Raw genomic sequence first — 21462 nt, 5'->3', positions numbered from 1 at the left:
CCGCGCCACGATCGGCGGATTCGGCGCGTCCGTTGTCACCGCGGCGGGGTCGGCGAGCCGAGACCCGCCGGCCCCGGCACGCCTCAGAGCCCGAGCGCCGCCAGGTGCTCGTTGACGAGGCGGCGCTCGGGGTCGAACTCCGCGGCGAGCGCCGAGAAGTCGGCCCACCGGGGGAAGCGGGCGCGCACGTCCGCCGCCGGCAGCACCGACACCTTGCCCCAGTGCGGGCGCGCGCTCGGGGGCAGCGCCGCCTCGAGCACCGGCAGCACGCCGAGCACGGCATCGGCGTCGGCCTTCCACGTGAAATGCAGGCCGACGGCGTCCGCGCCGTACGCCGGGCTGAGCCACAGCTCGTCGGCCCGCATCGTGCGGATCTCGTTGACGAGGAGGTGCGGCGACACCACCCCTGCCAGCGAGCGCACCGCCTCGATCGCCGCGACGGCGTCGGCGCGCGGCACGAGGTACTCGCTCTGGATCTCGGCACCGGCCGACGGCGTGAAGTCGAGCCGGAAGTGCGGCAGCCGCTCGTACCAGGGCCCGGGCGCCCCGAACTGATCGGTGCAGGCCTCGGCGCCGACGCCGATGATCGGGTGCCGCTTCTCGGCCGCCGGCGTCGCACCCAGGCGGCGCATCGCGGCGTCGAGGTTCGCGTCGCCGGCGCCGCGCTGCTTCACCCACACCTGGTCGGCGGCGTCGGTGCGGCCCCACCGCGTGAAGATGCTCACGCTCGTGCCCGCGCTCGTCACGGCATCGAGGTCGGCGAGGATCGCGTCCCAGCTCGGCTCCTCGTACACGCGCTGCGCGTAGGGGGCCGCGGGCCCGACGTCGAGCGTCAGGTCGACGACGGCGCCGAGCGCACCGAGGTTCACGACCGCGCCGTCGAAGCCCTCGCCTCCCCGGGTGAGGCTCCGGATGTCGCCGGCCGGCGTCATGATCGTCACGGCGCGCACGGCGGCGGCGAGCGTGCCGACGCGGTCGCCCGAGCCGTGGGTTCCCGTCGCCACGGCGCCCGCCACTGAGATGTGCGGCAGCGACGCGAGGTTCTCGAGCTGCAGCCCCTGCGCCTCGAGCGCGGGCGCGATGTCGCCGTACCGCAGGCCGCCGGCGACCTTCACGGCGTCGCGGGCCGCGCTGATCTCGATCGTGCGCGGCATCCGATCGAGCGCGATCAGGGTGCCACCGGTGTCACCGATCTCGTTGAAGCTGTGCCGCGAACCGAGCATCCGGATCGGCCCGGTCGCCATGGCTCCGCGCAGCTCGTCGAGAGACTCCGGATGCGCGATGCGCGCCGCCCGGTACGTCACGTTCCCTGCCCAGTTGCGTTCCATCGTCGGGTTCCTTCTCCTCATCGCGCCGCAGCGCTGTGGTCCTTCCGGCGCGGCTCTGCGCCACCGGTCGTGCGATCAGCGCAGCGGATCCGCCGCCAGTCGTTCGAGTATCAGCTCGGCCGCCCCGATCAGTAGCCGATCGCCCTCGAGGGCCGCGGCCCTCACCTCCAACTGGGCCGCGGGAGCGGCCAGCATGAGGGCGCGGACGTCGGAGTCGAAGCCGCCGGCATCGGCGCCCCTGAGCGCGGCGAGGAAGCCGCCGAGCACGATCATCGAGGGGTTCAGCGCGTTCGCCGCGTTGGCGAGCCCCGCCGCGAGGATGCGCCGCTGGCGGTCGGGCTCGGCCGCGTCCGGCCCCGCCGCGAGCGCGGCCGCGAGGGCGTCGTCGTCGTCGATGCCGAGCGCCTCGAAGAGGCGCCGGCGGTTCACCTCGTCCTCGAGCACGCCCCCGGGGGAACGGCGGTCGTTCTCATCCGCGACGGCGGGCCGGGTCTGGCCCCACTCCCCCGCGAACCCGCCGGCCCCGCCGACGCTGCGGCCCGCGATGATCAGGCCGCCGCCGATGCCGCTCGCGCCGCCGTTGAGGTACACGAGATCGTCGTGCCCGCGCGCCGCGCCGTAAAGCCGCTCGGCGACCGCACCGAGCGAGGCGTCGTTCCCGGCCGCGGCGCCGAACGAGGCCGCGTCGCCGAGCAGGTCCTCGGCGCCTCCGCCCAGCCGCGCCATGAGCAGCCCGGCGAGATCGACCTCGCGCCACCCCAGGTGGGGTGCGTGCGCCACGACCCCGTCGCTCGCGCGGACGAGCCCCGGCACGGCGGCGGCGATGCCGAGGACGCGGCATCCGCCGAGCGCGCCGCTGCGCCAGGCGTCCACCGCACGAGCGAGCGCCGCGACCACGTCATCCGGGGTCGGAACGGCGTCGAAGGCGATGCGCTCGCGCGCCCTCACCACACCGCCGAGCCCGACGGCGCCGATCTCGAGGGCGTCGATCTCGGGGTTGATCGCAATCGTGACGACGTCGTCGCGCGCCGCGACGATCGGCGAGGGGCGGCCGACGCGGTTGGTCGGGTCGGGCTCGCGCTCGGCGACGAGGCCGCGGTCCGCGAGCGCCTGCACGAGCGCGCCGACGGTCGACCGGTTGAGGCCCGTGCGCTGCGTCAGCTCGGCGCGCGAGAGCGGCCCCTCGTGGCAGACCAGGCGCAGGATCGCGCCGAGGTTGGCCGTCCTGACGCCCTCGACACTCGCTCCGCCCGCCATCGCACACCCCATTCGTTGTTGCCTACAGCATATCTGCGTAAGCACCCCACACGACGAGCCCCACTCAGGTCGCATTCAACGCGCCAAGAATCGCCCGAGTACCGCGGAATCCGTCACCGCGCCGGCTCCGGCCCGCTCGTTTGTGCCGTTGTCGGCGTCTGACGGCGCAGACGCCGACAACGGCACAAATCCTCCGCCACCCGCTCCGCTGAGCAGCGAGGTCGCGCACACCCCACCCCGCTCCGCGGTGGCACCCGTCCGGGCGCCCCAGACGCCGATCGGCATGGGAACGCACACCGACACACGACGGTAGACTGACGCCGCAGCCGATGGTCAACCGGTTCGCCGCGTGAGTGCCCCGCACACCGAAGGACGATGATGTCGCAGATCCCCTCGTACGACCGTGCCCCCGACTGCGTCTCCGTGCGGTGGCGCCTCGGGCAGGCCCCGTGGCAGCAGATCCCGCCCGTTCCGGGGCGACGGGCCCGCGCCATCGTCGACAACGACTTCGCCGGCGATCCGGATGACCTGCCGCAGCTCGTGCACCAGCTGCTGACGACCAACGTCGCCACGCGCCTCGTCGTCGCGTCGCACCTCGCGCCCGGCGATCACTTCGACCCGTCTGATCACACGGCGCAGAATGCCGAACGCATCGTGCGCGACGTGTTCACCCGCATGGGCCTCGAATCGACCGACGTGATCGTGCGCGGCAGCGATGCCCGCCTGCCCGACCGCGAGACGCCCGCACCGTCGCCGGCCGTCGACGCGATCGTCGCGGAGGCGATGCGCGACGACGACTCCCCGCTGTTCTATCTGGCCGGCGGCGGGCTCACCGATCTCGCGTCCGCGCTCCTCGTCGAGCCGCGCATCGCCGAGCGGATGACCGTCATCTGGATCGGCGGCAACGAGCACGACGACCTCGCCTCACCCCCGCCGAACGCCATGCCGATCGAGTACAACCTGCTGATCGACGTCGCGGCCGCGCAGGTCGTGTTCGGCGACTCCGGCATCCCGATCTGGCAGGTGCCGCGCGACGTCTACCGACAGTGCCTGGTCTCGGATGCCGAGCTGCGCATCCGGATGGCCGCCACCGGCCCGCTCGGCCGGTACATGTACGACGAGATCGCGGCGGTCTTCCGCACGGCGACCGGCTTCGGCGCTGGCCCCGCCGAGACCTACGCGTTGGGGGACTCCCCGCTCGTGCTCCTGTCGTCGCTGCAGTCGCTCTTCGAGGCGGACACCTCGTCGAGCGCGCACGTCGTGCGCCCGACGCCCGCGATCGCGGACGATGGCTCGTACGTGCCCGTCGCCGGCGCGCGCCCCATGCGGGTGTACACACGGGTCGACACCCGCCTGATGCTCGAGGACTTCTTCCTGAAGCTCGCCGAGTTCGAACGATGGGCGACGCCCCGGGCATAGGCAGCGTTCGCACCGCGGTCGCACTGAACGCGCCGAGAATCGACCGGATGGCGCGGAATCTGACACCGGGGCGCGGAGGGGCGGGGCGCCCGGCGCCCCGCCCCTCCGTCGAGCCCGTCACCGGACGGTGACGCTCACCATCCGCGCGTCGGCCGGGGTGATCTCGTGCACCTCGCCCGTCACCGAAAGGCGGGCGCGGGGCGCGGCCTCGGTCGCCGCGTCGGTGCCGACCCATACGTCGACGTCGCCGGGCTCGACGACGCGGCGCATCCGTCGATCGGTGAGCGCCAGGCGCGTCGTCGGCACCGCGAACTCCACGCGGCGCGACTGGCCCGGCTCGAGCCGAACGCGCGCGTAGCCCAGCAGCTGCGCGACCGGGCGCGTCACGGATGCCGCGAGGTCGTGCCCGTACAGCTGCACGACGTCATCGGCCGCGACGTCCGACGTGTTCGTCACGGTGACGGCGGCCGCGAAGGTGCCACCGGATGCGACGGACCCGTCGCACGAGAAGCCCCCGTACGAGAAGTCCGCGTACCCGAGGCCGAAACCGAACGGCCGCACGGGCGTCGGGTCCGTCGACGTCACGCTCGTGTGACCGCCGAGGGGCGGGTGCAGGTAGCTGAACGGCGCCGCCCCCGCTGAGCGCGGCAGGCTCAGCGGCAGTCGTCCCGAGGGACTGACGTCGCCCGCGAGGATGCGGGCGATCGCGGTGCCGCCCTCCTCGCCGGGGAAGAACGCCTGCAGCACGGCGGCCGGGAGCCGCCCCGCGACGCCTCCCTCGGTGCGTTCCGGCGCCTCGGCGCCGCGCGCGTCCGCTGCCCCGCCGCCGCTGATCAGCGATCCGCCGACGACGGCGCCCGCCGTTCCCGGGCCCGCACCCGCGCCGTCGAGCGCCCAGCCGATCGCGTACGGGCGGCCCGTGAGCAGCACCATCACGACGGGCGTTCCCGTCGCGGCGACGCGCTCGACGAGCGCGCGCTGCACGCCGGGCAGGTCGAGGGATTCGACGTCGTTCCCCTCGCCGACCGTGCCGCGCCCGAACAGACCCGCCTGATCGCCCACGACGACGACCGCCACGTCGGCGGCGCGCGCCGCTTCCTCGGCCTCGGCGATGCCGGACGCGTCGGTGCCGGAGACCTCGCAGCCGGCGGCCCGGATGATCCGGGCATCCGAGAACCGAGCGGCGATCGCGTCGGCGACCGTCGGCATCTCGAGCTCGGGCTCGACCTCGGGGTGGTGCGCGAGCACGTGGTTCGCGAACGAATAGCAGCCCTGCAGCGCGTCGGCGCGGTCGGCGTTCGGCCCGATCACGGCGATCGTGCCGGCGCCGGCCGCGATCGGCAGCGCGCCGTCGTTCCGCAGCATCACGACCGACTCCTCCGCGAGGCGCCGCGCCGATGCGCGGTGCTCCGGGGTGTCGAGGTCGATCGACGCCGGAGGCTCCGCGTCGAAAGCGCCGGGCTCGAGCAGCCCGAGCTCCTCCTTCTGCGCGAGAACGCGCGCCACGGCGCGGTCGACGAGCTCCTCGGGAACCCGCCCCGCGCGGACGGCGTCGACAAGCGGCTGCAGGTAGGCCTCCCCCGTCGGCAGCTCGACGTCGATTCCTGCGGCGAGCGCGAGCGCCGCCGCCTCGCCCCGATCGGCCGCGAGAGCGTGCGTCATCTCGAGGAACGCGACGGCGTAGTAGTCGGCGACCACAGTGCCGTCGAAGCCGAGCTCGCCGCGCAGCAGGTCGGTCAGGACCGCGGGGTCGGATGCCACGGGAACCCCGTCGATCTCGGTGTAGCTGTTCATGACGCTCTTGGCCCCGCCGTCGCGGATGGCCATCTCGAACGGCGGCAGGAACACGTCCCTGATCTCGCGCGGCCCCGCATGCACGGGCGCGTGATTGCGCCCGGACTGCGACGCCGAGTAGCCCAGGAAGTGCTTCAGCGTCGCATGCACGCCCGCACCCTGCAACCCGCGCACGAACGCCGTGCCGATCGTACCGACGACGTACGGGTCCTCCGCGATGCACTCGTCGACGCGGCCCCACCTGGGGTCCCTGATGACGTCGAGCACGGGCGCGAGGCCCTGGTGCACGCCGAGGGCGCGCATCGAGCCGCCGATGAGGCCCGCCATCTCGGCCACGGCATCCGGATCGAACGACGCGCCCCACGCGAGCGGCGTCGGGAACGTCGCGGCGCGCCACGCGGCGAGCCCCGTCAGGCACTCCTCGTGCACGATCGCGGGGATGCCGAGGCGGGTCTCGCGCACGAGCCGGCGCTGCTCATCGCGGAGCCATGCGGCGCGCTCGACGGCGTCGACGGGGCGCGTGCCGTATACGCGGGTGAAGTGGCCGATGCCGTCGCGGGTGATCTCGGCGAGCGGCGGGCCGTCGGTCGTCGCCATCTCGTCCGCGAGCGGGGCGACGACCTCGCCGCCCTGGTCGAGCCAGTAGCCGACCAGCTGCGCGACCTTCTCCTCGAGCGTCATCCTGGCGAGCAGATCGCCCGCGCGGTCGGTGCGGTTCATGGTGTCGGTCATCCGGTCACCCCTTCACGGCGCCCGTGAGGCCGCCCACGATGCGCTTCTCGAACAAGCTGAAGAAGATCAGCGCGGGAATCATCGACAGCGACGTGTATGCGAGCACGCGCGCGGTGTCGGTGGAGTACTGCGACGCGAAGTTCTGCACGCCGAGCGGCAGCGTGAACAGGCTCGTGTCGTTCAGGATGAACAGCGGCAGCATGTACGCGTTCCAGGTCGTGACGAACGCGAGGATCCCCACCGTGATCACGCCGGGCAGGCTCAGCGGCACGACCATGCGCCAGAAGAACCCGAGCCGGCCGGTGCCGTCGATCGATGCCGCTTCCTCGAGCTCCTTCGGGATCGCCCTGAGGAACGGCACGAGGATGATGATCGTCGTCGGCAGCGCAAACGCGATCTGCGGCAGGATGATGCCCCCGAGGCTGTTGACGAGCCCGAGGTTGCGCACCAGGATGTACAGCGGCGTGATCGCGACCGTGACGGGGAACATGAGCCCCGCGGCGAAGAGCATGTACATCGCTCCCCGACCGACGAAGTCGTAGCGGGCGAGCACGTAGCTCGCCATCACGCCGAGAAGCACGGCCCCGATGGTCGTGCCGACGGCCGAGATCGTCGAGTTGCCCATGGCGACCCAGAAGTCGCCGGAGCCGAGCACCTCGATGTAGTTGCTGATCACCCACGGATCGGGCATGCCCGACGGGTCCTCCGTGATCTGCGCGTTCGTGCGGAAACCGCCGATGATGATGTACAGCACCGGGCCGATGCACACGGCGACGAGGATCGTCGCGAGGAGGTACGTCCACGGGTTGCCCCACGGCTGCCTCTTGCGCTTCGGCGTTCCGTCGGGCTTCACCGCCCGGATGGCGACGGATGTGGCGGTCATGCCTTCTTCCTTCCGCTCGGGCCCGTCACGGCACCGGCCGTGTCGCGGCGCATCACGAAGCGCTGGTACACGAGGGCGACGACGAGCGAGATCAGGAACAGGACGACCGCGACGGCGCTGCCGTACCCGTAATTGCCCGCGAGATGTCCGTTCTGGTACATGTAGGTCGCCATCGTCGAGGTGCCCGCCGTGGCGGCGATGTACTGACCCCAGATGATGTTGACGAGGTCGAACAGCTGCAACGCGCCGATCATCGACAGGAAGGCCCAGATCCGGATGGTCGGGCCGAGCAGCGGGATCGTGATGCTCCACTGCGTCTTCCAGAAGCCGGCGCCGTCGATGGCGGCGGCCTCGTAGAGCTCCTCGGGGATGGACTGCAGCCCCGCGAGCATCAGGATCACGGCGAAGCCGATGTACTTCCACGTGATGATGACCATCAGGGTCCCCATCGCGATGTCCGGGTCCGCCAGCCACGAGCTCTGGAGGTTCTCGAGGCCGATCTTCCCGAGGAAGGAGTTGACGGCGCCCGTGTCCTGGAGCATGAGCGACCAGCCGGTGCCGACGACGACCTCGGAGATCACGTACGGCACGAAGATCAGCACCCGGACGAGCGAGCGGCCGCGCATCTTCTGGTTCATCAGCAGCGCGAACAGGATCGCGAGCGGGCCCTGCAGGATCAGCGAGGCGATGACGATCGTGAAGTTGTGGAGCACGGCCTCGCGGAAGGTCGCGTCCTGGAAGATGAGCACGTAGTTGTCGAACCCGACGAAGTCGTCGGGGAACCCGAACCCGTTCCACCGGAAGAAGCCGTAGAAGGCGGCCATCAGCACCGGGAGGATGACGAAGAACACGAACACGACGATCGCGGGCCCTGCCAGCACCGCGATCTCGGCGCGCTTGCCCCAGTCAGCGCGAGGGCGCCGCGCACGGGCCGGGGCCGACGATGCGTCGGCCCCGGCGGCGGGCCCCTCCGACGTGCGCACGCTGTGCGTCTCGAGAGAGGACATAACTGGTGCCTCAGCCGCGCGCGGCGGCCTGCTCGATGGTGTCCATGAACGACTCGGGCGTCCCGCTGCCCGCGAGCATCTCGACGACCGCGGTGTTCAGGGCGTTCCCGACGTCCTGGCCGAGGAGCGTGTCGAGCCAGAGCACGATGTAGCCGGCCTCGTTGTACGCCTCCATGACGGGCAGGAGCGAGGGGTCGGTGACGGCCGACTGCGCCTCGATGTTGACCGGGATGGCGTTGAACGCGACGGAGTACTTCTCCTGCCATTCGGTCTGCGAGAAGAAGTTGAGGAAGTCCTCGCACGCGGCCGGGGAATCCTGCGAGCACGAGAAGCCGTCGACGCCGCCCATCATGGCGGTCGGGTCGCCCTCGCCGCCCTCGGTCGCGGGCAGCGGGAACCAGCTCAGGTCGGGCAGCGGCTCGCTGTCGGGGGTCAGGTCGGCGATCACGCCGACGTCCCAGCCGCCCATGAGCTCCATGGCCGCCTTGTGGTTCGCGATGAGGCCGGCCGACGAGCCGGCGCCCTCCTGCGCGGGCGTCGTCAGGAAGCCCTCGTTGAACGGCTCGGTCGCGGCGAACTCCGCGAGGTCCTCCGCGGCCTGCTGCCAGCAGCCGTCGCTGAACTCGAGGTTCGCCGCGATGTTCTCGATCGTGTCCTGGCCGCACGCGCGCAGGGCGAACGAGTAGTACCAGTGGGCGGCGGGCCACGCATCCTTCGCGCCGAGCGCGATCGGCTGGATGTCGGCGCTCTTCAGTTTGTCGACCGCCTCGCCCAGCTCATCGAAGGTCGTCGGGTTCTCGGTGATCCCCGCCTCGTCGAAGAGGTCCTGGCTGTAGAAGATGCCCTCTGGCAGCACCGAGACGGGGACGCCGTAGATCGCCCCGTCGATCGTGAAGGCGCTGAAGGGAGCCTCGCCGATGGCCTCCTTGGTCTCGTCCGTGACCAGGTCCGTGACGTCCTTGACCACGCCGGCGTCGACGATGTCGGCGAGCTTGCCGCCGCCGCGGGCCATGAAGACATCGGGCATGTCGCCCGAGTTCGCGGCCGTCTGCAGCTTGCCGTCCATGTCCTCGTTCTGGATGGACGTGATCTCGACCGAGACGCCCGTCTCCTCCTCGAAGGCCGCGGCGACCTCTTCCCAGTAGGCCTTGCCCGGCCCCGTTGTCGAGTTGTGCCAGAACGTCAGGCTGTTCTCGTCGCCGCCGCCTTCGCCTCCGCCGCCCGCGCAGCCCGTGAGGGCGAGCGCCCCGGCAGCCGCCGCCGCGACCGCGGCGGTCCTGATGCTTCGCAGATTCATTCCAGATCTCCTCTTCGAGTGCTGCGTTCCGGGCGTTCATCGCCCTGGTCGACACGACTCTGGCAGGAGCGGCGCCCGATGTCAAACGATATCGATAACGTTTTATATCCCGTGCACACCCTGCACGACATCCGGCTAACGTAGAGAGCACCATGACCACGACGACTCGTACCGACCTGCGCACTGCGACGCCGACCGAGCCCGAGACGCCCGGTGCACGCGCAGGGCACCGGACGGCGACGCCCGCGCGCACCGCGGCCCCGAACACGGCGGCCACCCCATGACGCTCCCGGCCCGCACGGGTCGCGCAACGATCACCGACGTCGCCAGGGAGGCGGGGGTCTCGGTCGCCACCGTGTCGAAGGTGATCAACGGCCGCGACGGCGTCGCCCAAGCGACGCAGGAGCACGTCATGCGCGTCGTCGGCGAGCTCGGCTACGCGTCGTCGCTCGTCGCGACGTCGATGCGCCGCAGCCGCACCCACGTGATCGGCGTGCTCGTCGCGGAGTTCGAGCCGTTCTCCCTCGAGCTGCTGCGCGGCGTCTCCGAGGCACTCAGCGGGAGCGAGTACGACGTGCTCGCCTATGCGGGCGCCGTCTCGAGCGGATCGCACCACGGCTGGGAGGCCCGCTCACTCTCCCGCCTCGGCGGAACACTCATCGACGGGGCGGTCGTCGTCACCCCCACCGTGACACTGCCGGACAACGTCGTGCCCCTCGTCGCGATCGACCCGCACACGGGACCGACGGGCCCCGCCGTCGTCGACACCGACAACCTGCGCGGTGGCAAGGAGGCGACCGATCACCTCATCGGGCTCGGGCATACCCGCATCGCGCACCTGCGGGGGCGCGGCGACCTCCAGTCGGCGCGCCTGCGCGAGCAGGGCTATCGCGAGGCGCTCGCGGACGCCGGCATCACCGGCGGGATCGTCGAAGAGGGCGGGTACGAGCCCGACGAGTCGGCCGCGGCTGTCGGCCGGATGCTCGACTCGCCCGAGAGGCCGACCGCGATCTTCGCGGCGAACGACATCACGGCGCTCGAGGCGATCCGCGTCGCGACCGAGCGCGGGCTGCGTGTTCCCGAGGACCTCTCGGTGATCGGGTTCGACGACATTCCCGCCGCGAGCGCCGCGGCGCCGCCGCTGACGACCATCCGGCAGCCCCTCGTCGAGATGGGCCGTGCCGCCGTCGACCTGCTCGTCAGGATGATCGACGAGAACGCCGACCCCGAGCACGTCCGGATGCCGACGGCCCTCGTCGAACGCGGTTCGACGGCGCCTCCGGGCGGTCGAGCCCGCGGAGGGCGCACCCCGCCCACCGCACGGGAACGCCCTGAGGCCCCGACGGGGCGGGGTCTCAGGGCGTGACGACTCGCGGTCACGGCATCACTGCATCGGCATCAGCACCGAGTCGATGAGGTAGACGGTCGCATTGGCCGTGTGAACGCCGCCGCAGATGACGTTGGCACCGTCGACCATGATCTCGTCACCGGAACCCGTCACCTCGAGGTCGGAGCCCTCGACGGTCGTGTGGGTCCCCTCGATCTGCGCGGGGTCGATCTGGCCGGGAACAACGTGGTACGTCAGGATCGACGTGAGCATGTCGGCGTCCTCCCCCAGCGTGTTCAGCGTCTCCTGATCGATCTCGGCGAAGGCGTCGTCGACAGGGGCGAAGACCGTGAACTCGTCTCCGTTGAGCGTGTCGACGAGATCGACGTCGGGGTTCAGCTGACCGGACACCGCCGAGACGAGCGTCGTCAGCATCGGGTTGTTCGAGGCCGCGACGGCGACGGGGTCCGCCGACATGCCCTCGATCGAGCCGGCGCCTTCCGGCACCGCTTCGGCGTAGTCGGCACATCCGGGCCCGACCAGGTCGGCGGCCGGATCCATGGGCTCGTCGCCCATGTCGCCTTCCGTGCCTTCATCCATGCTGTCCTGTTCCGTGCTCTGCTCAGTCGACGGCGCGGTCTCCTCGTCCTCGCCCGCGTCGGAGGCGCAGCCGGCCAGCCCGGCCGCCGCGACGAGGGAGAGCACGGCCGCCGCCGTGAATGCGCGCTTCTCGATGATCATTTCCTGCTCCTCGTGTTCGGGCGCCCAGCCTGGGCGCCGGTGGGACTTTCACGAGGTATTCGACGTGCTCACCGGATCGGATGGGACGAATCCTCAGGCACCCCAGCAGCTGTCCCCTTCGCAGGCCGGCCGGGTCGCGCCAGCACTTGTAGGGCATGCTTGTCCGTATGGTCATCGACGGGTTCGACGTGGACGCGAGCGCGGGCGAGCCCGCCGATCACGTCGCGGAGCTGCTCTCGCTCGTCGCGCACGGCGATAAGACGGCCTTCACCCGGCTCTACGATGCCCTTTCACCGCGTGTGTTCGGCCTGATCGTTCGGGTGCTCGTCGATCGCGCGCAGAGCGAGGAGGTGCTGCAGGAGGTGTTCCTCGAGATCTGGCAATCCGCTTCGCGCTTCTCTCCGAAGAAGGGGAAGGGAAGGACGTGGGTGCTGACGATGGCGCATCGGCGGGCCGTGGACCGTGTGCGCGCCGCGCAGGCGAGCTACGACCGCGATGCGCGCGCAGGCGTCCGCGACATCGCCGTCGCGTTCGACGGGGTCGCGGAGGATGTCGAACTCCGTTGGGAGGGCAAGCGCGTCGTCGACGCGCTTCGGCAACTGCCGGAGAACCAGCGGGAAGCGCTCACGCTCGCCTATTACGGAGGGTATTCGCAGAGCCAGATATCCGCGCTGACGGGCGCCCCGATCGGCACCGTGAAATCGAGGATGCGCGACGGCCTGTCGCGGTTGAGGACGGAGATGGGGGTCATGGCATGAACGACGAGAAGTTCGACGAGCTGCTCGCCGCGCGCGCCCTCCATGCGCTCGACGCGGACGAGGAGCGCATGCTCGACGCCGCCATCGCGGCCGACGACGACCTTCGGCGCCGCGCCGCGCAGGAGGACGAGACCGCGGCTCTCCTGGCCGAGGCGATCCGCGAGCTCGAGCCGCCCTCATCCGTCAGGGAGGCGCTGCTCGCACAGATCGGCGATCTGCCGCAGCACGACTCGCACGGCGACGACGCCGCGGAGGAGGCGCACGATCAGGGGCAGGCCGGCGTAGCGCGCCCCGAAGAGCACGATCGCCGCCCCCGCCACCGCACCGCGTGGACGCTCGCCGCGTCGATCGCGGTGATCGCCGGGATCGCCGTCGGCGGCATCGTGACGATGAACCTGCTCGACGGCCCGCCCGCTGTCACGGCGCTCGACGAGATCGAGCAGGCCGACGACGCCCGCAGCGCATCGAGCGACCTCGCGGGAGGCGGCACAGTCGAGCTGCACTGGTCGCAGGAGCTCGACCAGGCGGTCGTCACGGGCGAGGACATCCCCGTGCTGGACGACGGCCAGCAGTACGAGCTCTGGATCGTCCGCGACGAGACCCCCGTGTCCGCGGGGCTCTTCGACGGCGGCGATCAGGAGCCCGTCCTGCTCGGCGACGACATCGCCGCCGGCGACGTCGTCGCCGTGACGGTCGAGGACGAGGGCGGTTCGCCGACGGGGGCTCCGACTACCGAACCCGTCGTCGCGGTTGAGATCACCTGACCCGCACCGCCGACCGCCCGGCTGGTGCCCGGACTGCGGGCACCGCCGGGCGGAGCAGCCCTGGCTCACCCGAAGGTGAACGAGTACACCTGGACCCCGGGCCCGACTCGCAGCTCGATGACGCCGGATTGGGGGTCCCCCTTGCGCAGGCCGTAGGACCGCGGGGTCCCCGACACGTCGATCGTCTCGGGGTCGGCGCCGTCGACGCGCGCCGTGACGCGCCCCTCGCCCGCCAGCACCACACGCACTTCGCTGCCCGTGTAGGCCAGACGCACGCCTGAGGATGCGCCCGTGGGGTTCGCGTACTGGGTCTCGAGCGTCCATCCGCCGTCGAGTGCGAACGAATCGGCCGGCTGGTCGGACGGATAGGAGAACTCCGAATCGCCCGCCTGGTAGGGGGCGTCCCCCGAGTAGTTGTGCTCTTTGGTCCAGCCGAGGAACGTCTCCGGCGTGCGACCGGGGTCGTCCGGCGTCTCGTCCGCCACGTCGGTCGCCGCCGGGAGCTCTGCCGTCGCGTCGGCGTCGCGCAGGAGCTCCCGGATCAGCTTCTCCGTCGCGGCGTAGTTCCCCTCACCGAACGAGATGTGCCTGACTGTGCCTTCTGCGTCGATGAGATAGTGAGCGGGCCAGTACTGGTTGCGGTAGTTCGTCCACGTCGCGAGATCGTTGTCGAGAGCCACGGGGTACGTGATGCCGAAGGACTCCGCCCCTGCCCGGACGTTGGCGGGGTCTTTCTCGAACGCGTACTCCGGCGAGTGGACGCCGATCACGTTCAGCCCTGACCCCCGATATGCCTCGTCCCATGCCACCACGTGCGGGATGCTGCGCTGGCAGTTGATGCAGGAGTATGCCCAGAAATCGATCAGCACGACCTCCCCCCTGAGGTCGTCCAAGGCGATGGCTGCGCCGTCGTCGGTGTTCAGCCACTCCTCGATCCCCCGCAGCGACGGAGCCGTCCCGCAGGATTCGAGCGAGTCGGCCCCATTGGAGCAGTTGCTGAGCTCCCGGTTCTCGTCCGTCACGATGCCCCCGAGGTCGAGGGCCTCTCGCACGTCGTCGTCCTCGGAGAAGCGTTCCTGCAGCGGCGCCGTGTAGTCGGGAACGAGGCGTTGGAGGGCGGCGGGAGCGTTGAACACGAGACCGACCGCGAGCGCCAGCATCGCGATGCCCGCTGCGATCCTCAGCCCGCGCTCGCGCCTGCGGAACGCGCGTATCCGCTCGACCACGCCGCGCCCCGCGAGGGCGAAGAGGAGCAGAGGGACCGCCACGCCGACGGCGAACGCCACCGTGAGCAGCACCGTGCCCGGCCCGATCCTTCCGGTCGAACCGGCGACGATGATCGCCGCGAGCACCGGACCGGCGCACGGAACGAACACGGTCCCGAGCGCGAGACCGACTGCGAAGCCGTTCCTCCTATTCGACACCTCTCTCCGCGGCAGCCAGCTGAACGGACGCTCCAGCACACGTTCTAGTGCCGGAACGAGGAGGCCGATGCCGATCAGCACGAGCAAGGCGATCCCCGCCCAGCGGATGATGCTCTGCGGCAGCCCGAGGGCGCCCAGCAACAACGATCCGAGGAGCGTGACGAGGGTGAAGCTCGTCATCAGGCCCAGCACGACCAGGTACGGCCGCCAACGCGATACCGTCGGCGAGCCGGCCTCAGCGGTCCGCGCGGACTCCGCGCCGCCGCTGAGGAAGATGACCGGCAGCACGGGCAGGATGCACGGTGAGATTCCCGTGATCAGTCCCCCGAGCAGACCGATGATGACCAACGACATGGCGGCGTCCTTTCCTCGTCACCATGTCTTCGGCGCCGAGGAGGGATCGGATGGCGCCGAGCCGCGCCCGCGCGGTGCTCAGGCGGCGTTCTCAGCGATCACCCGCGAGAACCAGCGCGCGCTGTCCTTCACGGTCCGCTGGCCCGTCGCGTAGTCCACTCGCACGATGCCGAACCGCTTCGAGAAGCCGTAGCCCCACTCGAAGTTGTCGAGCAGCGACCATACGAGGTAGCCGCGCAGGTCGACGCCGCGGTCCACGGCGCGGCGCGCGGCGCCGAAGTGGCGGAGCAGGTAGTCCGTCCGCTCCGCGTCGTGCACGCGCGGCCCTTCGGCCGTCTGCTCCACGACATCCGGGAAGGCGGCCCCGTTCTCGGTGATCATGAGCGGCTGATCGGGGAACTGCTCGTGCAGCGACACCAGCAGCTCCTCGAGCCCGTCGGGCGCGATGTTCCAGCCCATGTCGGTGTACGGGCCTTCCTGCGGCAGGAACTCGACGTCGTCGAGGCCGGGCCACGGCGAGCCGCCGACGTCCTTGTGGCCGTCGTTGTTGACCTTCTCCCCCGTCCCGTCCCACGCGCGGACCGTGACGGTCGAGTAGTAGTTCACCCCGAGAACGTCGAGCGGTTGCCGGATCTGGGCGAGGTCGCCCTCGCGCAGGAACCCCCAGTCGGTGACGCCGCGCGTGATCTCGAGCAGGTCATCGTCGTAGCGCCCCCGCAGCATCGGGCTCGTGAACGCCCGGTTCGCGAGTGCGTCGACGCGGCTCGCCGCTTCGTCCTCACCGCGCGGCACGTGGAAGTTGAGGGTCACCGAGACGCCCGGATCGTTCGTCGCTGCGCGCCGGATCTCCGGCACGGCCAGGCCGTGCGCGAGGTTGAGGTGGTGCACCGCGGCGAGCGCGTCCGCGCCGTTCGTGCGCCCCGGCGCGTGGGCGCCCGAGCCGTAGCCGAGGTAGGCCGAGCACCACGGCTCGTTCAGGGTCGTCCAGGTGTCGACCCTGTCGCCCAGGTGCTCGACCGTGCGGGCCGCGTACTCGGCGAAGCGGTGCGCCGTGTCGCGGTTCGGCCAGCCGCCCGCATCCTCCAGCTCCTGCGGGAGGTCCCAGTGGTAGAGGGTCGCGATCGGCCGGATGCCCCGCTCGCGCAGGCCATCGACCAGTCGGGAGTAGAAGCCGATGCCCGTGGGGTTCACGGCGCTGCCGGCGTTCGGCATGACGCGCGACCATGAGATCGAGAAGCGGTACGCCTGCAGGCCGAGCTCAGCCATCAGGTCGAGGTCCTCGTCCATCCGGTGGTAGTGGTCGCACGCGATGTCGCCCGTGTCGTCGTTCCAAATGCGGCCGGGGGTGTGGCTGAACGTGTCCCAGATCGACGGCGTCCGGCCGCCGTCGGCGGCGGCCCCCTCGACCTGGTACGAGGCGGTCGCCGACCCGAAGACGAAGCCGGGCGGGAAGTCGAGCGGAACGGTGCGGTAGTCGGTCATCGGGTCTTTCTCCTCTGTTCGCGGGCGGACGCGGTCCGCCCTGCCGCGCGATGTCGGCCTGGTCAGGGCGAGCGCGGCGCCCCGGTGGAGCCCGGGGCGCCGCGACAGGTGTCACCCCTTGACGGAACCCGCCAGCAGGCCGCGCACGAAGTAGCGCTGCAGGGCGAAGAACACGATCAGCGGGATGATGATCGAGACGAATGCGCCGGCCGTGAGCAGGTGCCAGTCCTGGCCGCGGTTGCCCGTCAGCGCGGACAGCGCCGCCGTGAGCGGCTGCACCGTCTGCGATCCGCCCGAGAACGTCAGGCCGACGAGCAGGTCGTTCCAGACCCAGAGGAACTGGAAGATCGCATAGCTCGCGATCGCCGGCAGCATGAGCGGGAGCATGATGCGCAGGAACACCGCCACGTGCCCCGCGCCGTCGATGCGCGCCGCCTCGATGAGATCGCGCGGGACCTCCGACATGAAGTTGTGCAGCAGGAAGATCGCCAGCGGCAGGCCGAAGATCGTGTGCGCGACCCACATCGACAGGAAGGGGAAGACGTCGGCGATCGCGCTGCCCGAGAAGAGGCGGAGCAGCGGGATCAGCGCCATCTGCAGCGGAACGACCTGGAGCGCGAAGACGCCTACGAAGACGAGATCGCGGCCCTTCCACTCGAGCACCGAGAACGCGTAGGACGCCATGATCGCGAGCACGAGGGGCGCGAGCGTCGCGGGGACGGCGATCACGATCGAGTTCAGGAAGAACCCGGACAGGTCCGTCGTCGACGACGAGCCGAGCACCTGCCGGTAGTTGTCGAGAGTGAACTGCGGGTCGGTGAAGACGTGCCACCAGCCGCTCGACTTGATCTCGGCCTCCGGCCGGAACGACGACACGAACAGGCCGAAGGTCGGCACCGTCCAGAGCACCGCGATCACGAGCGCGATGACGGAAGCGATCCGGTTGCTGACGAGCCGCTTGAAGCTGCCGGCGGCGCTTCCCTGCCGCTTCGTCGGGTTCACCTGGGTGATCTGCTGTGTGCTCATCCGCGCACCGCCCTGTTCTTGTTCATCTGGCGCACGTTGTACACGACGATCGGGATCACGAGCACGAAGATGACGACGGCCATCGCCGATCCGATGCCGTTGTCGCCGAACGTGAACGACCAGTCGTACATCTCGTTCGCGAGCACCTGCGTGCCGAACTCGGCGCCCGTCATCGTCTGGGTGATGTCGAAGACCTTCAGCGTCGCGATGCTGATCGTCGTGACCACGACGACGAGCGAGGCCCGGATGGACGGCACCGTGATCCGCGTGAACAGCTGCCACGCGTTCGCCCCGTCGAGGCGAGCCGCCTCGATCATGTCGGTCGGCACCGCCTTGATCGCGGCGGAGAGGACGACCATCGCGAAGCCCGCCTGGATCCAGACCATCACGACGATCAGGAACAGGGTGTTCCACGGGGAGTCCTGCAGGAAGCGAACGGGCTCGAAGCCGAGCGACGTGATGACGGCGTTGAGCAGACCGATCTGCTCCTGCGCCGCCCCGCGGTACTCGTACATGAACTTCCAGATGATGCCGGCGCCGACGAACGAGATCGCCATCGGCAGGAACAGCAGCGACTTCGAGACCTTCTCGAAGCGCGACTTGTCGATCAGCACGGCGTAGACGAGGCCGATCACGGTCGACCCGAGCGGCACGATGATCACCCAGAGCAGCGTGTTGACGAGCGCGACGATGCCGTCCTGGAAGAGGTAGGCGTAGTTGTCGGCGCCGACGAAGGTCTCGCTGCGGGCGTCGAAGAACGACATCCAGATCGTCCGGATGGCCGGGTAGATCAGGCCGACGGCGAGCAGCAGGAGCGCAGGCCCGCCGAAGACGGCGGCCATGGCGTAGGTCTGGCGCCGGCCGCGGAAGCCGTCGACGGCGCGGGCGATGAGCAGGAGGATCGCGACGAGCGCGAGGAAGACGAGCACGGCGAGCACGAGCTGCCCCGTCTTCGAATAGAGGAAGAACCCCACGGTGACACCTTTCAGGCGGCGAGCGGCCGGGGCGCTGATGGCGCCCCGGCCGCTCGGATGCGGGCTACGGCCAGGTGCTCTCGACGTTCGACAGCGTCTCCTCGGAGCCCTGCTGACCGTCGATCCATGCGGTCATCTCCGACCAGAAGCTGCCGGCGCCGACCTGCGACGGCATCAGGTCGGAGGCGTCGAAGCGGACCACGGCCCCCTCGTCCTGCATCATCTCGATCGTGAGGCGCAGCGCGTCGCTCGACGCGTTCTCGGGCAGCGCGCCGCTGTTCGGGCTGACCATGCCGCCGATCTCCATGCGGGTGTTCGCCCACTCGGGGGATGCGAAGTAGGCCGCAACTGCCTGCGTCGCCTCGTCGTTGTTGAACGCGGCGAGGTAGTCACCCGCGATCAGGAGGGGCGTGTCGTCGGCCGAGTCGGCCGGCAGGTAGAACGCGAAGATGTCGCCGTCGGGGCTGACGTCGGTGCCCTCGGGCATCTGCGCCTCGTAGAAGCTCGGCGCGCGGAACATGAAGCAGTTGCCGTCGAGCACCTGCAGGCCGGGGTCGGCCCACGCGGTCGACGCGACGGATCGGGCGTCGCCGATGCCGCCGTTGACGTAGTCCTCGTTCTGAAGGATGCTGCCGGCGCGGTCGAGCGAGGCGACGATCTGCGGGTCATCGAACGGGATCTCGTGGTTCACCCACTGGTCGTAGGCCTCGGGACCCGCCTCGCGCAGCACCATGTCCTCGAGGAAGTCGGTCGCCGGCCATCCGGTCGCGTCGCCCGATTCGATGCCGTAGCACCACGGCTTGACGGTGTCGCTGCCGTGGTCGGCGGAGATCTGGTCGGTGAGGTCCATCATCTCGTCCCACGTCGTGGGGATCTCGTAGCCGTTCTCCTCGAAGAGGCTCGGCTTGTACCAGACGAAGGACTTCGCCGAACCCTGGATCGGCACTCCGTACTGCGTGCCGTCGACGTTGCCGTAGCTCAGCCAGTCCTCCGAGTAGTTCGCCTCGGCCGCCTCCAGGAAGCCGCCCTCCGCCGGGGCGAGGTGGCCGTCCTCGACCATGCGCGCCAGCAGGCCCGGCTGCGGGAAGATCGCGAGGTCGGGCGCGTTGCCGCCCTCCACCTGCACGAAGATCTGCGACTCGAAGCTGTTCGTGCCGTTGTGCTCGATCGTGATGCCCGTGCAGTCGGCGAACTCCTGCCACGACTGCGCCAGCTGCTCGCCCTCCACGCCCTCGATCGTCGAGGAGATCACCACGGTCTCCCCCTCGAACGTGCCGTAGCTCTCGTAGGCGCTGCAGTCGCCGGTCGCGTCGCCGCCGCCCCCGCCCCCGCCGCCGCCCAGGTCATCTCCGGCGCAACCCGACACGGCAAGCACGAGGGCGAGGCCGCCCGCGGCCACCGCCCCGCTGCGCTGAACGCTCTTCGTCCTCATTGCAGACGTCCTCTCTGACGTGAACTCTTGGTGGCGGCGGCACGGGAACGCGCCGCCGCACCTGCCATGAAACCGCTCCCACGCCCCGAGCGCAAGCGTCGACACCCAGCCGTGACCCTCCCGTCACGAATCGGACTCACGCGCGGCGCGATGTGCGGTTCGGCCGTTGCCCGCATCCGGATGACCTGATAAGTTTGAGACACAAACATTTCACCAGCGACGCTGAAAGGCAGGATCCCATGTCCGTCACCCCCACCAAGGCCGACCGGTTCTCGTTCGGTCTCTGGACCATCGGCTACAACGGCACCGACCCGTTCGGAGGCCCGACGCGGCCGGCGCTCGACGTCGTGCACGGCGTCGAGAAGCTCGCGGAGCTCGGCGCCTACGGCCTGACGTTCCACGACGACGACCTCTTCGCGTTCGGCTCGACCGATGCCGAGCGCCAGAAGCAGATCGATCGCCTCAAGGGCGCCATGGCCGACACCGGCATCATCGTGCCGATGGTCACCACCAATCTCTTCAGCGCGCCCGTGTTCAAGGACGGCGGCTTCACGTCGAACGACCGCGAGGTGCGCCGCTACGCGCTGCGCAAGGTCTTCCGCCAGCTCGACCTCGGGGCCGAGCTCGGTGCCAAGACGTTCGTGATGTGGGGCGGCCGCGAGGGCGCCGAGTACGACTCGGCGAAGGACGTCCAGGCGGCCCTCGAGCGCTACCGCGAGGCCGTCAACCTGCTCGCGGAGTACGTGACCGACAAGGGCTACGACATCCGGTTCGCGATCGAGCCGAAGCCGAACGAGCCCCGCGGCGACATCCTGCTGCCGACGCTCGGCCACGCGATCGCATTCACCGACTCCCTCGAGCGGCCCGAGCTGTTCGGCGTGAACCCCGAGGTCGGCCACGAGCAGATGGCAGGCCTGAACTTCTCGGCCGGCATCGCCCAGGCGCTCTACCACGGCAAGCTGTTCCACATCGACCTCAACGGCCAGCGAGGCATCAAGTACGACCAGGACCTCGTGTTCGGCCACGGCGACCTGTACAACGCGTTCTCGCTCGTCGACCTGCTCGAGCACGGCGCGCCGGCCGGCGGCCCCGCGTACGACGGCCCTCGGCACTTCGACTACAAGCCCAGCCGCACCGAGAGCGAAGAGGGCGTCTGGGACTCGGTCACGGCGAACATGCGCAATTACCTGCTCCTGAAGGAGCGCGCCGAGGCGTTCCGCGCCGACCCCGAGGTGCAGGAGGTGCTCGCCTCGGCCAAGGTCACGGAGCTGAGCGAGCCGACCCTGAACCCGGGCGAGACGTACGACGACTTCCTCGCCGACCGCTCGGCATACGAGGACTTCGACCCCGACGCCTACTTCGGCGGCAAGGGCTTCGGCTTCGTGCGACTGCAGCAGCTCGCGACGGAGCACCTGCTCGGCGCGCGCTGACACAGCACTGACACGCGGACGGGGGGGGGGGGG

The 21462-nt window shown here is 70.4% G+C and carries 17 protein-coding genes; 5 read left to right on the top strand and 12 right to left on the bottom strand.

All coding sequences use genetic code 11. The features are described 5' to 3' along the window. Positions 1-83: 83 nt before the first annotated feature. Positions 84-1328, bottom strand: coding sequence for an FAD-binding protein (locus tag C0010_RS14560; protein ID WP_105567819.1), 1245 nt, complete (start codon positions 1326-1328; stop codon positions 84-86). A gap of 75 nt (positions 1329-1403) precedes the next feature. After that, positions 1404-2585, bottom strand: a complete 1182-nt coding sequence (locus tag C0010_RS14555) for an ROK family transcriptional regulator (RefSeq protein WP_105567818.1) — start codon at positions 2583-2585, stop codon at positions 1404-1406. A gap of 378 nt (positions 2586-2963) precedes the next feature. On the opposite strand from C0010_RS14555, the gene C0010_RS14550 reads away from it, so the two are divergent. Next, positions 2964-4004 (top strand): nucleoside hydrolase, encoded by a 1041-nt coding sequence (locus C0010_RS14550; RefSeq protein WP_174150346.1) that lies wholly within the window; start codon positions 2964-2966, stop codon positions 4002-4004. A gap of 117 nt (positions 4005-4121) precedes the next feature. On the opposite strand, the gene C0010_RS14545 is transcribed toward C0010_RS14550, so the two are convergent. Genes C0010_RS14545 through C0010_RS14530 form a run of 4 tightly spaced genes read right to left on the bottom strand, consistent with a single transcriptional unit; the run spans position 4122 to position 9717 of the window. Then, positions 4122-6530: a beta-xylosidase/alpha-l-arabinosidase gene (locus C0010_RS14545; RefSeq protein ID WP_105567816.1), complete on the bottom strand. Its 2409-nt coding sequence runs from the start codon at positions 6528-6530 to the stop codon at positions 4122-4124. 4 nt (positions 6531-6534) lie between these two features. Beyond that, a complete protein-coding gene (locus C0010_RS14540; protein WP_105567815.1) occupies positions 6535-7413 on the bottom strand; it encodes a carbohydrate ABC transporter permease in 879 nt (292 codons plus the stop codon). Then, positions 7410-8420 carry a carbohydrate ABC transporter permease gene (locus tag C0010_RS14535; protein ID WP_105567814.1) on the bottom strand — a complete coding sequence of 337 codons (1011 nt, stop codon included), beginning with the start codon at positions 8418-8420 and terminating at the stop codon, positions 7410-7412. Before C0010_RS14535 ends, C0010_RS14540 begins: the two co-directional genes overlap by 4 nt. Positions 8421-8430: 10 nt before the next feature. Next, complete coding sequence (locus C0010_RS14530) at positions 8431-9717, bottom strand: extracellular solute-binding protein (RefSeq protein ID WP_105567813.1); 1287 nt, start codon at positions 9715-9717, stop codon at positions 8431-8433. Between the two features lie 280 nt (positions 9718-9997). Between C0010_RS14530 and C0010_RS14525 the strand changes: the two genes are divergently transcribed. After that, positions 9998-11083 carry a LacI family DNA-binding transcriptional regulator gene (locus C0010_RS14525; protein ID WP_105567812.1) on the top strand — a complete coding sequence of 362 codons (1086 nt, stop codon included), beginning with the start codon at positions 9998-10000 and terminating at the stop codon, positions 11081-11083. Between the two features lie 18 nt (positions 11084-11101). Here the strand turns inward: C0010_RS14525 and C0010_RS14520 are convergent, their stop codons facing one another. Next, positions 11102-11785 carry a fasciclin domain-containing protein gene (locus C0010_RS14520; RefSeq protein ID WP_105567811.1) on the bottom strand — a complete coding sequence of 228 codons (684 nt, stop codon included), beginning with the start codon at positions 11783-11785 and terminating at the stop codon, positions 11102-11104. A 155-nt stretch (positions 11786-11940) separates the two neighbouring features. Between C0010_RS14520 and sigK the strand changes: the two genes are divergently transcribed. Then, entirely contained in the window at positions 11941-12543 is a 603-nt protein-coding gene (gene sigK, locus C0010_RS14515) for an ECF RNA polymerase sigma factor SigK (RefSeq protein ID WP_174150344.1), read from the top strand. Beyond that, positions 12540-13307, top strand: a complete 768-nt coding sequence (locus C0010_RS14510; RefSeq protein ID WP_105567809.1) for an anti-sigma factor — start codon at positions 12540-12542, stop codon at positions 13305-13307. Before sigK ends, C0010_RS14510 begins: the two co-directional genes overlap by 4 nt. A gap of 65 nt (positions 13308-13372) precedes the next feature. Here C0010_RS14510 and C0010_RS14505 read toward each other — a convergent pair whose 3' ends face one another. The 5 genes from C0010_RS14505 to C0010_RS14485 form a co-directional block, all read right to left on the bottom strand. Beyond that, positions 13373-15085, bottom strand: coding sequence for a cytochrome c biogenesis protein DipZ (locus C0010_RS14505; protein ID WP_105567808.1), 1713 nt, complete (start codon positions 15083-15085; stop codon positions 13373-13375). Between the two features lie 78 nt (positions 15086-15163). After that, positions 15164-16567: a GH1 family beta-glucosidase gene (locus C0010_RS14500; RefSeq protein WP_105567807.1), complete on the bottom strand. Its 1404-nt coding sequence runs from the start codon at positions 16565-16567 to the stop codon at positions 15164-15166. A 111-nt stretch (positions 16568-16678) separates the two neighbouring features. Beyond that, positions 16679-17593 carry a carbohydrate ABC transporter permease gene (locus tag C0010_RS14495; protein ID WP_105567806.1) on the bottom strand — a complete coding sequence of 305 codons (915 nt, stop codon included), beginning with the start codon at positions 17591-17593 and terminating at the stop codon, positions 16679-16681. Then, positions 17590-18567 (bottom strand): carbohydrate ABC transporter permease, encoded by a 978-nt coding sequence (locus tag C0010_RS14490; RefSeq protein WP_105567805.1) that lies wholly within the window; start codon positions 18565-18567, stop codon positions 17590-17592. Before C0010_RS14490 ends, C0010_RS14495 begins: the two co-directional genes overlap by 4 nt. Before the next feature lie 64 nt (positions 18568-18631). Next, a complete protein-coding gene (locus tag C0010_RS14485) occupies positions 18632-19999 on the bottom strand; it encodes an ABC transporter substrate-binding protein (RefSeq protein ID WP_105567804.1) in 1368 nt (455 codons plus the stop codon). 239 nt (positions 20000-20238) lie between these two features. On the opposite strand from C0010_RS14485, the gene xylA reads away from it, so the two are divergent. Then, positions 20239-21429, top strand: coding sequence for a xylose isomerase (xylA, locus tag C0010_RS14480; protein WP_105567803.1), 1191 nt, complete (start codon positions 20239-20241; stop codon positions 21427-21429). Positions 21430-21462: the final 33 nt, after the last annotated feature.

The sequence above is a fragment of the Microbacterium halophytorum genome (genome assembly GCF_002970975.1).
GTDB classification, from domain to species: Bacteria; Actinomycetota; Actinomycetes; order Actinomycetales; family Microbacteriaceae; genus Microbacterium; species Microbacterium halophytorum.
The sequence above is the reverse complement of the archived record's forward strand: the minus strand, read 5'-3'. Positions and strand labels throughout refer to the sequence as shown.

Coding starts and splice junctions, on each gene's coding strand:
- C0010_RS14560 (WP_105567819.1), bottom strand. CDS start 1,328: ATGGAACGCAACTGGGCAGGGAACGTGACGTACCGGGCGGCGCGCATC.
- C0010_RS14510 (WP_105567809.1), top strand. CDS start 12,540: ATGAACGACGAGAAGTTCGACGAGCTGCTCGCCGCGCGCGCCCTCCAT.
- C0010_RS14545 (WP_105567816.1), bottom strand. CDS start 6,530: ATGACCGACACCATGAACCGCACCGACCGCGCGGGCGATCTGCTCGCC.
- C0010_RS14500 (WP_105567807.1), bottom strand. CDS start 16,567: ATGACCGACTACCGCACCGTTCCGCTCGACTTCCCGCCCGGCTTCGTC.
- C0010_RS14535 (WP_105567814.1), bottom strand. CDS start 8,420: ATGTCCTCTCTCGAGACGCACAGCGTGCGCACGTCGGAGGGGCCCGCC.
- C0010_RS14520 (WP_105567811.1), bottom strand. CDS start 11,785: ATGATCATCGAGAAGCGCGCATTCACGGCGGCGGCCGTGCTCTCCCTC.
- C0010_RS14530 (WP_105567813.1), bottom strand. CDS start 9,717: ATGAATCTGCGAAGCATCAGGACCGCCGCGGTCGCGGCGGCGGCTGCC.
- C0010_RS14550 (WP_174150346.1), top strand. CDS start 2,964: ATGTCGCAGATCCCCTCGTACGACCGTGCCCCCGACTGCGTCTCCGTG.
- C0010_RS14505 (WP_105567808.1), bottom strand. CDS start 15,085: ATGTCGTTGGTCATCATCGGTCTGCTCGGGGGACTGATCACGGGAATC.
- C0010_RS14495 (WP_105567806.1), bottom strand. CDS start 17,593: ATGAGCACACAGCAGATCACCCAGGTGAACCCGACGAAGCGGCAGGGA.
- C0010_RS14525 (WP_105567812.1), top strand. CDS start 9,998: ATGACGCTCCCGGCCCGCACGGGTCGCGCAACGATCACCGACGTCGCC.
- sigK (WP_174150344.1), top strand. CDS start 11,941: ATGCTTGTCCGTATGGTCATCGACGGGTTCGACGTGGACGCGAGCGCG.
- C0010_RS14540 (WP_105567815.1), bottom strand. CDS start 7,413: ATGACCGCCACATCCGTCGCCATCCGGGCGGTGAAGCCCGACGGAACG.
- xylA (WP_105567803.1), top strand. CDS start 20,239: ATGTCCGTCACCCCCACCAAGGCCGACCGGTTCTCGTTCGGTCTCTGG.
- C0010_RS14555 (WP_105567818.1), bottom strand. CDS start 2,585: ATGGCGGGCGGAGCGAGTGTCGAGGGCGTCAGGACGGCCAACCTCGGC.
- C0010_RS14485 (WP_105567804.1), bottom strand. CDS start 19,999: ATGAGGACGAAGAGCGTTCAGCGCAGCGGGGCGGTGGCCGCGGGCGGC.